Source organism: Rhodococcus sp. NPDC078407 (genome assembly GCF_044542515.1).
GTDB lineage: Bacteria > Actinomycetota > Actinomycetes > Mycobacteriales > Mycobacteriaceae > Rhodococcoides.
Genome location: NZ_JBITUQ010000021.1, coordinates 25,263 through 37,339 on the forward strand (window position 1 = coordinate 25,263; position 12,077 = coordinate 37,339).

The 12,077-nt window shown below is 64.4% G+C and carries 11 protein-coding genes; 7 read left to right on the forward strand and 4 right to left on the reverse strand.

Annotated features, from left to right (window positions below; all coding sequences use genetic code 11):
* Positions 1-14 precede the first annotated feature (14 nt).
* The 3 genes from ACIGGF_RS19195 to ACIGGF_RS19205 all read left to right on the forward strand — a co-directional run bounded on the left by ACIGGF_RS19195 (position 15) and on the right by ACIGGF_RS19205 (position 3,006).
* Entirely contained in the window at positions 15-170 is a 156-nt protein-coding gene (locus ACIGGF_RS19195) for a hypothetical protein (RefSeq protein WP_397522749.1), read from the forward strand.
* A 12-nt stretch (positions 171-182) separates the two neighbouring features.
* Positions 183-1,724, forward strand: a complete 1,542-nt coding sequence (locus tag ACIGGF_RS19200; RefSeq protein ID WP_397522750.1) for a SulP family inorganic anion transporter — start codon at positions 183-185, stop codon at positions 1,722-1,724.
* A 97-nt stretch (positions 1,725-1,821) separates the two neighbouring features.
* Positions 1,822-3,006, forward strand: coding sequence for an MFS transporter (locus ACIGGF_RS19205; protein WP_397522751.1), 1,185 nt, complete (start codon positions 1,822-1,824; stop codon positions 3,004-3,006).
* Positions 3,007-3,055: 49 nt separating this feature from the next.
* On the opposite strand, the gene ACIGGF_RS19210 is transcribed toward ACIGGF_RS19205, so the two are convergent.
* The gene (locus ACIGGF_RS19210) at positions 3,056-3,619 is read right to left on the reverse strand and encodes a TetR/AcrR family transcriptional regulator (RefSeq protein WP_397522752.1); all 564 of its coding nucleotides are present in this window, start codon (positions 3,617-3,619) and stop codon (positions 3,056-3,058) included.
* 62 nt (positions 3,620-3,681) lie between these two features.
* Here ACIGGF_RS19210 and ACIGGF_RS19215 point away from each other — a divergent pair, with 62 nt between their 5' ends.
* The 4 genes from ACIGGF_RS19215 to ACIGGF_RS19230 all read left to right on the forward strand — a co-directional run bounded on the left by ACIGGF_RS19215 (position 3,682) and on the right by ACIGGF_RS19230 (position 8,108).
* The gene (locus tag ACIGGF_RS19215; protein WP_397522753.1) at positions 3,682-5,034 is read left to right on the forward strand and encodes an MFS transporter; all 1,353 of its coding nucleotides are present in this window, start codon (positions 3,682-3,684) and stop codon (positions 5,032-5,034) included.
* Between the two features lie 91 nt (positions 5,035-5,125).
* On the forward strand, positions 5,126-6,616 hold the full coding sequence (locus tag ACIGGF_RS19220; protein WP_397522754.1) for a flavin-containing monooxygenase: 1,491 nt from the start codon (positions 5,126-5,128) through the stop codon (positions 6,614-6,616).
* A complete protein-coding gene (locus ACIGGF_RS19225; RefSeq protein WP_397522755.1) occupies positions 6,613-7,458 on the forward strand; it encodes an SDR family NAD(P)-dependent oxidoreductase in 846 nt (281 codons plus the stop codon). Before ACIGGF_RS19220 ends, ACIGGF_RS19225 begins: the two co-directional genes overlap by 4 nt.
* Complete coding sequence (locus ACIGGF_RS19230; RefSeq protein ID WP_397522756.1) at positions 7,455-8,108, forward strand: TetR/AcrR family transcriptional regulator; 654 nt, start codon at positions 7,455-7,457, stop codon at positions 8,106-8,108. Before ACIGGF_RS19225 ends, ACIGGF_RS19230 begins: the two co-directional genes overlap by 4 nt.
* Here ACIGGF_RS19230 and ACIGGF_RS19235 read toward each other — a convergent pair whose 3' ends face one another.
* From ACIGGF_RS19235 to ACIGGF_RS19245, 3 genes are read right to left on the reverse strand one after another with little or no spacing between them, the layout of a single operon-like run.
* Positions 8,109-9,377, reverse strand: coding sequence for a glucarate dehydratase family protein (locus ACIGGF_RS19235; RefSeq protein ID WP_397522757.1), 1,269 nt, complete (start codon positions 9,375-9,377; stop codon positions 8,109-8,111). It abuts the gene before it with no gap.
* Entirely contained in the window at positions 9,377-10,303 is a 927-nt protein-coding gene (locus ACIGGF_RS19240) for a 5-dehydro-4-deoxyglucarate dehydratase (protein WP_397522758.1), read from the reverse strand. The genes ACIGGF_RS19235 and ACIGGF_RS19240 overlap by 1 nt, the downstream gene beginning before the upstream one ends.
* Before the next feature lie 31 nt (positions 10,304-10,334).
* On the reverse strand, positions 10,335-11,933 hold the full coding sequence (locus ACIGGF_RS19245) for an aldehyde dehydrogenase (NADP(+)) (RefSeq protein ID WP_397522759.1): 1,599 nt from the start codon (positions 11,931-11,933) through the stop codon (positions 10,335-10,337).
* Positions 11,934-12,077: the final 144 nt, after the last annotated feature.

A 12,077-nucleotide genomic window follows, 5' to 3' on the forward strand; every position in this document is an offset into this window, starting at 1 on the left:
TCTTGCGTCAGAGTATGGATCAGTTCCTCTTCATTCCGCGCGTGCGCGCGGCACGTGTGATGCCCATCGGGCTCCACGAGAACAAGCCTGCGGGCGCAGCGATGCGCCCACCAGAAATTTGCGCGGCGCTGTGCGCCGCCGAGAAGTACAGAAGAACCGACAACAAATGAGAACGGAGAACGATGAGCCACTCAGCTGAGCACGCTCTACCGCAGGTCGAGGAGGTCGATGACCGCCTTCCGACCGTCATGAGTGCCCTGAGGTCCCCTCGCCTGCTCAAGACCGAGGTGCTGGCCGGCCTCGTCGTCGCGCTGGCGCTGATCCCCGAGGCCATTGCGTTTTCGATCATCGCCGGCGTCGATCCACGAGTGGGTCTGTTCGCGTCGTTCACCATGGCCGTCTCCATCGCCTTCCTCGGTGGTCGCCCGGCGATGATCTCCGCAGCTACAGGTGCTATTGCGCTGGTCATCGCCCCAGTGGCGCGTGAATACGGCTTGGACCACTTCATTGCCACCGTCATCCTGGCCGGCATCTGCCAGGTGGTTTTCGGCGTGCTCGGTGTCGCGAAGCTTATGCGCTTCATTCCGCGCAGCGTCATGGTCGGCTTCGTCAATGCCTTGGCCATCCTGATCTTCACCTCGCAGTTCCCATCGCTCATCGGGGTGCCATGGCTGGTCTACCCGCTGGTCGCCGTAGGTCTGCTCATCATGTTCCTGCTACCCAAGATCACCTCGGTCGTGCCTGCTCCGCTGGTGGCCATCGTGCTGCTGACCGTCGCTACCGTGGTCTTCGCGCTCAATGTCCCGAACGTCGGCGGTGAGGGCGAGTTGCCGTCGAGCTTGCCGGCACTGCTGTTCCCCGACGTGCCGTTGAATCTGGAGACGCTGAGCATCATCGCTCCATACGCTTTTGCTATGGCCATCGTCGGTTTGCTCGAGTCGTTGCTCACCGCGAAGCTGGTCGACGATGTCACCGACACGCACTCGAACAAGACCCGCGAGAGCTGGGGACAGGGCGCGGCCAACGTCATCACCGGCTTCTTCGGCGGTATGGGTGGTTGCGCGATGGTCGGCCAGACGATGATCAACGTCAAGGCCTCGGGTGCCCGGACGCGCATTTCCACGTTCCTCGCCGGTGTGTTCCTGCTCATCCTCGTGGTCGGTCTCGGCGATGTCGTTGCGCTGATTCCGATGGGCGCTCTCGCGGCCGTGATGATCATGGTCGCGATCGGCACGATGGATTGGCACAGTATTCACACGAAGACGTTGCGCCGCATGCCCAAGAGTGAAACGGCAGTGATGCTGGCGACGGTCGTCGTCACTGTCGCCACCCACAACTTGGCCTACGGAGTGGTCGTCGGCGTCGTCACCGCGATGGTGCTGTTCGCCCGCCGAGTCGCGCACCTGACCAACGTCACCAAGGTGTCGGAAGAAGACACGAACAACGACGGCCTGGTGGATACCCGTGTGTACCTCGTCACCGGTGAGCTGTTCTTCGCGTCGAGCAACGATCTGATCTACCAGTTCGATTACATCGACGATCCCGAGAACGTGATCATCGACCTCAGCGGTGCCCACATCTGGGATGCGTCCACCGTCGCAACACTCGATGCCATCACCACCAAGTACGAGGCGAAAGGCAAGCACGCCGAGATCATCGGTTTGAACGCGGCTTCGGCCGAGCGGCACGTTCGTTTGACCGGTCAGCTGTCCGGCGGGCACTGAAACGAACCCCGTGCGTCTTCTTCCAACCAACCCCGGGAGCGGGACCCAATCGAGCTCGCCGTGGCTGATAGTGGCCATGGCGAGTATCGCATCGATCATGACCGCTCCTGGTCAGACGGCTGCTATCTCGGTGTTCACCGATCCCCTCATCGAGGAACTGGGTATCACCCGAACTGATCTGTCGCTCAGTTACCTCATCGGTACGCTCGCCGGAGCGTCGGCGATGCCGATGGTGGGCAGAGCGCTCGACCGGTACGGCGTTCGCGCAGTCATGACCGTTCTCGGGTTGATCTTCGGTGCCGTCCTCGTCGGATTGAGCTTCGCGGCTGACGTTTTCGGGCTGACGGCAGGGTTCGTCGGCATCCGAATGGTCGGCCAGGGCGCACTCGGACTCGCCGCCACCACCGCAGTCGCGGTCCACGTGACGCAGCGCCGCGGACTGGCGCTCGGCATAACCGCCGCGGCAGGATCAGCGGGAATCTCACTGGCACCGGTGCTTCTCGAGCGCCTCGTCTCGAGCTACGGCGTGGATGCCGTATGGCGGTACGAGGGAATTGCCGTGTGGCTGATCGTTGTTCCGGTAGCGCTGATAGGGCTGCGGTCGGCAGGGAGAGTGAAACCTGTGTCCGCAGCGTCGGCCGACAAGCGCACATCGGGTGCTGCCGACGAAACGGACGTGTGGACCACTCGGAAGGCTCTCCGAACACCGATGTTCTGGGCTATCGCAGCAGGTCTGGCCGCATCCGGAATGCTCAGCACAGCGGTCAACTTTCACCAGGTGTCTCTGCTGGGCGAGCAGGGATTGAGCGCCACCGCTGCAGCAGCCAACTTCATCCCGCAGACGGTTGCCGGGTTGGTGAGCACGTTGGCTCTCGGAGCGTTGGCCGATTCGATGGCTCCGAAGCTCGGGGTCGCGATATCGATGGCCTTGTTGTGCGCAGCTCTGGTGTCGATCCCGCTGGTAGCACCCGGCTTCATGGCGATCGTGTACGGACTGATCCTGGGGTGTGCGGCGGGCTCGATGCGTGCCATCGAGGCGGCGGCGTACGCGCACTACTTCGGCACCGCGCACATCGGCGGAATACGAGGTGTGGCAACGATGATCGGTGTGGGGTCAACGGCATTCGGCCCGCTGGCATTGTCGCTGGGACACGACGTGTTCGGCGGATACGTTCCAGTGGTGCTCGGACTGGCCGTGATCCCTGCCCTGGTGGGAGTTGCGGCCGTGTTGACGCCGGTTCCGAAGCTCGGCTCCCGAGCCGACGGACCATCGAGCACGTGACACTTCTTGTGATCCGGCGGGCAAGCGGCGGCGTAAGACAGGGACCGTGTCACTCCGACCATCGGTCCAGGAAGTCCGCGATCGACGCGCGCGCTAGGTCCAGTGTCGTGTGACCGGCCATCACCAGGGACCCGAGCCCGTGCATGAAGGCCATGCACTGCGTGGCACGTTCGGTCGCCCGAACTCGGCTCGATTCGGGCCACCGGGTTCGGTAGAGATCGACCAGATGATCGTGAATCGCCGACAGGTGGGCGCGGTACGCATCGGCCACCGGCGATTCGGTTGTGATGGAGAGCAATTCGAGCGATACGCCGATGCGGTGGAGCGAGCGGCTCTCGTCGTCGGTGGGCAACGCTTCGAGGAGGAAGGTCTCGATCGAGGAGTGCTCACCTACGGAGGACGCGTGCTGCCACCGCTCCACGCTGCGGTAGGACAGGCGTCTGAGCGCGGAGTGCAGCAGCTCGTCCTTGCTGCTTCCGTAGTACTGCACCAACCGGAGTGACACACCCGCTTCGGTAGCAATGGCGCGCATCGTGACCGCCTCGAGGCCACCGCGGGCGAGGAGGCGTTCGACCGCGTCGAGGATCTGCGTCGTCCGTTGTTCGTTGGTCATTCGCGCGCTCCGTCCGTTTGATACATTCGTATCAGTTATACGCATGTATCAAAGGGGGAGCGATGGGCTCACATCGTGCGCTGTGGGTGGCATCCGTAGCGCAACTCGTCGTCGTCGTGGATGTATCGGTTGTCAACGTCGCCCTCCCGTCCATGCAGCAGGACCTGCGCCTGGGTGTCGCCATGACGTCGTGGGTCGCCATGGGGTACAGCGTGGCGTTCGCGGGCGCACTGTTGGCGGCCGCCCGAGTGGCCGACGGAATGGGCGCTGCGCGCGTTCTGTTGTGGAGCACGGTCGCGTTCACCGGTGCGAGCATCCTCGGCGGTCTGGCCGTAACCGGGTGGATGCTGGTTGTGGCCCGCATCGGCCAGGGTCTGGCAGCCGCCGCGTTGTCTCCGGCCACGTTCACACTGCTGACCGTTACTTACCGAGAAGGACCTGATCGGACGCGAGCGATCGCACTGTGGACGGCGGTCAGTGTGGCGGGCGGCGGGATCGGCAACGTCGTCAGCGGAGCCTTGACCGAATTCTCCTCCTGGCGTTCGGTTCTGTTGATCAACGTGCCGATCGGTGTGCTTGTGGTGGTCGCGTCCCGAGTCCTGATTTCCAGGCGGCCGACTCCCGTGGCGAGGGTGAGGTGGTCGTCCGTCGCCGCGTCGATCCTGGCATTCGGGTCGGCCGTGTATGCGTTGTCGCTGTTTGCCGAGCGCGGTCGTATTACGGGACCGGTTCTCGTAGCGGTCGCGCTGAGTGTGGCGTTGACCGTGGCCTGGGTGCGGCAAGACAGGTCGAGCGCTGTCCCGCTGATCCCGTCGAGCTTGTGGCTTCGACCGAATATCGCCCTCGGAACGGCAGCCACTGCGCTGACAGCGATCTGCTTTCAGGTGAGCATCTGGTACTTCCTGACCTTCCGCCTCCAGCGCGATTGGGGGTACTCCCCGGTGGAGACCGGGCTCGCGTTCCTACCGCTGACGGTGTCGCTGCTGGTGGTGAATCTTGCGGTGGTGCCGCGACTGCTCGGCCGAGTCGGTGCCCGTGTTCTGATCACCGTCGGAGCGCTTGTTGCAGCAGCGGGTGTGTGGTGGATCGGGTGGTCGACGACAGGGGACTTCGCGCAGGCGGTTCTCGGCCCCTCGCTCGTCATCGGAATCGGCGGAGGGCTGATGAACACTCCGCTCGCGACCGTTGTGACCTCGGGCGTAGCGCAGGAAGAAGCTGGGGCAGCGTCCGGACTGATGAACACGGCCAAGCAATTCGGCGGAGCAGTCGGCCTCTCGGCCGCGACCGCAGCCACCACGGTGTCGGGGGACGAGCGCGCGTCCTACGTAGTGATGGTGGCGGCGTTGGTGGCAGCAGCCGGATTCGCGATGTTGTTCAGGACGGCATCGACAGCTTCGGTCGAGAAAGGGTGGTGACCGACACTCTCACCATTGTGGAATCACGCATCATCACTTTAAAGTGATGATGCGCATCATCGGATGCGGCTCACGTGGGGGGTCAGACGGCATGCACGTCCACACAGCGGTGATCATCGGTAGCGGGTTCGGCGGTCAGTGCGCCGCCAAAGCTCTGCTCGGTCGAGGGATAGACGACTTCGTCATCCTCGAAAGACGACCCTTCCTGGGCGGTACGTGGAAGCAGAATCGCTACCCGGGTGCTGCCGTCGACGTCCAGAGTCCGCTGTACTCGATCGCGTCGGAGCCCTTCGAATGGTCGCGCATGTTCGCCGAACGCGAGGAACTCGAGCGCTACACCGATCACGTACTCGAATCGAACGGGTTGCCGGCACGCACGCATCTCGATACCGACGTCCGGAAGATCGAATGGGCGGGAGACCACTGGACCATCATCACTTCGCGCGGCGAGTACGCGGCGAAGTTCGTCGTCAACGCGTCGGGCCCACTCAGCACCCCGGTGATTCCGCCGTTTCCGGGTCGAGAGAAGTTCCGCGGCAAGCAGTTCCACACCAACGACTGGGACACCTCCTACGATCACACCGGCAAGCGGGTGGCCATCGTCGGCAGCGGTGCCAGCGCGGCGCAGGTGATCCCGGCAATCCAACCCGACGTAGAGACGTTGCACGTCTTTCAGCGCACCCCGCACTGGGTGATGCCGCGCAACGATCGTGAATTCACGCCGCTGCAGCGAAAGATGCTGCGAATAGAGCCTGTTCGACGGTTGGTTCGGGCCGGTATCTACTGGAGTCTCGAGACTCGCATCATCGGGTTCAAGTACTCGCGGCGAATGCTGAAAGCCGTGGCGCAGCGTACTGCCCTGAAGCACATCGAAACCCAGGTTCCGGACTCCCAGCTTCGGGCGAAGGTCACCCCGGACTACACCATCGGGTGCAAACGAGTGCTGCTGTCGAACACCCTGTATCCGGCGTTGGGGCAGACGAACGTCACTCTGCACGACAAGAACGACGTTATCGCCGAAATCACCGAAACCGGGATAGTCACCACCACAGGCGAACAGGTCGACGTCGACCTTCTGGTGTGGTCCACCGGATACGACGCCACCGACGGCGTCATCTCGTATCCCGTGATCGGCCGCGACGGACGGGCTCTGTCCAAGGTATGGGATCCGTACCCCCGTGCCTACCTCGGCACCACGATTCCAGGTTTCCCCAACCTGTTCGTCGTCACCGGACCGAACACCGGAATCGGGCACACCTCAGCCATCTTCCTCATCGAGGCGCAAATGGAGTACATCGTGCGGGCCGTGGACGCCGTCCGAAAGGCGGGGGCAACGGCCATCGAGGTCACCGCGGATGCAGAGCAGAAATACAGCGACACGATCCACCGTGAGATGGAGGGCACCGTCTGGAAGGACGGCGGCTGCCACAGCTGGTACCAGTCCAAATCCGGTCACGTCGTCGCCATGTTCCCCGGCTTCAGCTTCACGTTCCGCCGCTGGGCCAAGCGTTTTCGGCCCGAAGAACATCACCTCCACATGGCACCGACCGTGCCCGCTACACGTGACGAGGTATCGGCATGAAGGACTTCTCGGGCCGGGTAGCACTGATCACCGGAGCAGCAGGAGGCATCGGATCCGCCGTCGCGTCGGCCCTGCATCGACGCGGTGCCTCGATCGTTCTTGTCGACATGGTCTCGACGGACCTCGAATCGGTGGCGGCGGCACTGGGCAACCAGCGCGTGGCGATCGCCTACGCCGATGTCACTGTGCGGGCGCAGTTGGACGCGGCTGTTGCCACTGCGATCGACAGATTCGGCACCCTCGACATCGTGATGGCCAACGCCGGAATCTCGAGCGGTGCACAGGCATCGACGGTGCGGTCTATCGACGACGGAGTTTTCGAGCGGGTGATCGGCGTCAACCTGCAGGGGGTGTGGAACACGGTGCGAGCGGCGCTGCCACACATCGTCGAGTCCGGCGGGTACGTGCTGCTCACCTCGTCCACCTACGCCTACCTCAACGGACTGGCCAATGCGCCGTATGCGGCATCGAAGGCGGCCGTCGAACAACTGGGCCGTGCCCTGCGTCTGGAATTGGCAGGCACGAGAGCTACTGCCGGAGTGCTGTACCCGGGGTGGGTGGCCACACCCATCGCCGAGGTCGCATTCGGCGGCGACACCGTCGCGACCGAGATGATCGCCCGAGCTTTTCCCACTCCGCTGGTCCGACCGATCACACCGGACAAGCTCGCCCGCGTGGCTGTGCGAGGGATCGGACGCCGAGCTCCGCGCATCGCCGTACCCCGGCGATGGATTCCAATCTCGATGCTGCGCGGAATAGCCAATCCGATCCTGGATGCCAAGATGGAGCGAGACGCCAGATTGATCGGCTTGACAGCCGAGTTGGATGCCCGACGGCCATGAGCGCGGTGACCGACACCTCCGGTCGTGCCTATGGCGGTGAGAGTGCCGCCGACCGCGATGATCGCAGGCGGAAGCAGTTGATGGACGCAGGACTTCGGGTGTTCGGCAGCACCGGGTACCGAGCCGCTACCGTCCGCGGGCTCTGTCGCGAGGCCAAGATCGCCGATCGCCACTTCTACCAGTACTTCGACAAGACCGAAGACCTTCTCCTCGCCGTCTACTCGGAATGTATTGCACAGCTGACGAACTCGGTAGCGGAGGTGATGGCGGAGCTCGACCCCGACAGTGGTCTGAAGGCCGTTGCCGAGCAGTTGCTCGAACCGTTCTTTCGAGCGGTCGAGGATCCGCACCTCGCCCGCGTGGTGTGGCTCGAGGTGCTCGGGGTCAGCCAGCGGGTGGAGCAGACGTACCTCGAGGTGATGCAGCAGTTCGGAACTTTGCTGCTCGGCTATCTCCGCACGTTCGCGGGCGACGTGCCGTCGAGTCCCGATCTGGACGTCGACCTGCTCGCCACCGCCGCCATCGGCGCTATCAGTCACACGGCGATGACCTGGTATCAGAGTGGTTATGCCGCGGAACGACGCATGGTTGTCGCCACGATCGCGACGATGCTCGCCAACATCGTCGAACCGCTGCAGAGTCGGAGCTGATCACCAACGCGGGCAGGTGTTCTCGAAGTTCGGATCGATGCTCTGCATGTATCCCGTGTCGTCGCGGTCGCGGATACCGCAGTCGAGGTACTGCTGATGCAGTGTCGCCAGTGCGTCCTCGTCGATCTCGACGCCGAGACCGGGCCCGGTGGGAACGGCCACCGCGCCGTCGACGAAGTTCAACACTCCTGGCACGACGACGTCCTCGTGCTTCCACGGCCAGTGGGTGTCACAGGCGTAGGTGAGATTCGGCGTCGCCGCGGCGAGGTGAACCATTGCGGCCAGACTGATGCCGAGGTGGCTGTTCGAGTGCATCGACAGGCCCATCTCGAAAGTGTCACAGATTCCGGCGAGCAACCTCGAGCGCTGCAGGCCGCCCCAGTAATGATGGTCGGACAGCACCACCTGCACCGAGTCCTTCAGCACGGCAGGCTTCAGGTGATCGAAGGCCACGACGCACATGTTGGTCGCCAGAGGCATCTTCGCCTCCCGCGCGACCTCGGCCATCCCGTCGAGCCCGGGTGTCGGGTCCTCGAGGTATTCCACGACGCCGTCCAGCTCGGAGGCGACGCGGATCGACGTGTCGACCGTCCACGCGGCGTTGGGATCCAGCCGCAGCGGCAGCTCCGGGAACGCCTCCCGCAGCGCTTTGATTCCGGCTATCTCCTCGTCGGGTGGAAAGACACCGCCCTTGACCTTGATGGCCTCGAAGCCGTACTCGTCGATCATCTTTCGGGCCTGCCGTACCAGTCCGGCCGGGTCGATGGCCTCGCCCCATTCGTCGGGCTGTGCGCCGGGATGCGCTGCCCACTTGTAGAACAGGTACGCGCTGAACGGAACCGAATCCCGAACTGTGCCGCCGAGCAGATCGGACACCGGCCGACCGAGTACCTTGCCCTGCACGTCCAGGCAGGCGATCTCGAACGGCGAGAATACTCTGTCGGTGGTGCTGGCGGTGGTGACCATTCCCGCGACGCCGTCGCCACCGGTGATCGACAGCGTCCCCAGAACGGTGTCGATGGCGTCTCGAATCGCGTTGAGACCGAACACGTCCAGACCGGTGATGGCCTGCGCTGCCGCCTCGAGCCGAGCCAGATGTGCAGTGTCGGCATATGTTTCACCGAGCCCGACGACGCCGCTACCGGTGTCCAGTTGGATGATCGCGCGCAGCGCGTAGGGCTGGTGCACCCCGACCGTGTTGAGCAACGGGGGATCGACGAAGGCGATCGGAGTGATCCGGGCGCCGGTGATCAGAACCGGTCCCCGCATCAGTGCACCGCGAGCTCGTCTGCGAGCACGGCCCGGCCGGCGGCAACGATAGCGGTGAGCTCCTCGAGATGCGGTGCGCTGATGTCCACCAGCGGCGGGCGAACGGGCCCTGCCTCGATACCCTCCATCGTCACGCCGGCCTTGATGAGGGAGACGGCGTAACCCGGCACCTTGTCGCGCAGGCGCACGAGCGGATGGAAGAACTCGCGAAGCAATGCGGCAGTGAGCTTCTCGTTACCACTGTCGAGAGACCGGTAGAACGCCAGTGCCAGTTCGGGGGCGAAGGCGAACGTCGCGGAGGAGTACAGCGTGACACCGATCGCTCGGTACGCCTGCTGCGAGACCTCGGCGGTGGGTAGGCCGTTGAAGAACTGGAAGGGCTTGCCCGAGGGCTCCAGGGCATCGAGAACGGCGCGGACTATGCGACCGACCTGATCGAGATCACCTGTGCCGTCCTTGAATCCGACGACGGTGGGCAGCTGCGCTACCTCGATGGCAGACTCTTCGGTGAAGCGCGCGTTGCCGCGGTTGTAGACGATCAGCGGCAGATCGGACGCGGCGGCCACGGCCTTGGTGTAGTTGACCAGACCGGCCTGCGGCATCGTCACCAGATACGGCGGCAGCAGCAGGATGCCGTCCGCTCCGTTGGCCTTCGCAGCCACCGCGAACGCTTTGGCCTGGGCGACGGAACCGCCCGCACCGGCGTAGACCGGAACACAACCCGCGACGACGTCGACCGCGGTACGCACGATCGTGCCGAACTCCTCGAGTTCGAGGGCGTGGAATTCGCCGGTGCCGCAGGCGATGAACACTCCACCGGGTCCCGCGTCGACACCCTTCGCGATATGAGCGCCCAGTAGGTCGTAATCGACCTCACCGGAAGCGGTGAACGGGGTGACGGGGAAGAACAGGACGCCGTCGAGCATGGAAATCTCCTCGAAAATTAGGTGGGGTGAGTCAGTCTCGGTTGAGCTGGCCGTCGATCCGGCGGAAGATACCGTCGGGATTGCCGTCGGCAATTGCGCTGGGTAGCAACGATGTCGGCACGTCCTGGTAGGAAACAGGGCGGAGGAAGCGCTCGATGGCGAGCGATCCGACCGACGTCGTGCGGGAGTTGGAGGTGGCGGGGAATGGGCCGCCGTGCACCATGGCGTGGCCGACCTCGACGCCGGTGGGCCATCCGTCGAACAGGATGCGGCCGGCCTTGAGTTCGAGAACCGAGAGCAGTTTGCCTGCATCGGCGTGATCGGACTCGTCGGCATGGACGGTGGCGGTCAGCTGACCTTCCAACAGTGCGGCAACGTCGCGAACCTGCTGTGCGTCGGTGCAGCGAACGATGAGACTCGAGGCACCGAACACCTCGGCCTGCGCGGCCTCGGACGTGAGGAATGTATCGGCATCGGTCTCGAACAACGCTGCGCGGCAGGCATTGGGGGCGTCGGTCTCGATGCCTCGGGCGAACTCGGTGACCGAGTTGGACAGCGTGGCCACCCCGTCTGCGTAACTCGACGCGATATTCGGGGTCAGCATCGTGGTCGGCGCAGCGCCGGCGACGGCGGTAGCGGCCGCTTCGCAGAAGGAGTGCAGGCCCGGGCCGTCGACGGCGATGACGAGACCGGGGTTGGTGCAGAACTGACCCGAGCCCATCGTCAGCGACGCGACGAAAGCGCGGCCGAGTTCGGCTCCGCGGGAGGCGAGTGCGCCGTCCATGACGAACACGGGGTTGATGGAACTCATCTCCGCGTACACCGGGATCGGCTCACGACGACCAGCTGCGGCGGCGACGAGAGCCGTTCCACCCGAACGCGATCCGGTGAATCCGACTGCCTTGACGCGAGGGTCGGTGACCAGGGCGGTGCCGAGTCCTCTGCCGGAGCCGAACAGTAGAGAGAATGTGCCCGAGGGCATTCCGGTGGCGGCGACGGCGTCGGTGATGGCGCGTCCCACCAGTTCGGACGTTCCCGGATGCGCGTCGTGCGCCTTGACGATCACCGGGCATCCGGCCGCGAGGGCGGAGGCGGTGTCGCCGCCGGCGACAGAGAAGGCGAGCGGGAAGTTACTGGCCCCGAACACTGCAACCGGTCCCAGCGGAATCTGCCGCTGGCGGATGTCGGCGCGGGGGAGCGGTGAGCGCTCGGGCTGAGCTGGATCGATGCGGGCACCGTTCCAACTGCCCTCGCGCAGGACCGAGGCGAACAGGCGCAGTTGTCCGGTGGTGCGACCGACCTCGCCGGTGATGCGAGCCACTGGCAGTCCGGACTCGGCGACGGTGCGCTCGATCAGCGTGTCGCCGAGGGCCGCAATGTTGTCCGCGATGGCCTCGAGAAATTGTGCCCTGGTCTCCGAGGAAGTGGCGCGGTAATCGGCAAATGCTTCGGCTGCTGCGGCACAGGCTTTCTCGACGTCGCCCTCATCTCCGTGGCCGTAGGCAGGTTCGAGATGTGCGCCGGTGCTGGGGTCGATGCCGTGAATGTGCGTACCGCCACCGAAGACCGGGACGCCGGCGATGATCATCCGGCCGGTGAGGTTGGTGGACTGTGTCGTCGACGCTGTCATGGGGTGACTCCTAAGGCTGTGGTGCGGTACGTGCGCTGACGCCAGACCGTGACCTGGCTCATAGCTCACCACGGTAGGAGGCTTATCGATACATGTCCAAGTCGAATAATGTCGCTTTTGATGCAGTCGTGGTATCGATCTCAC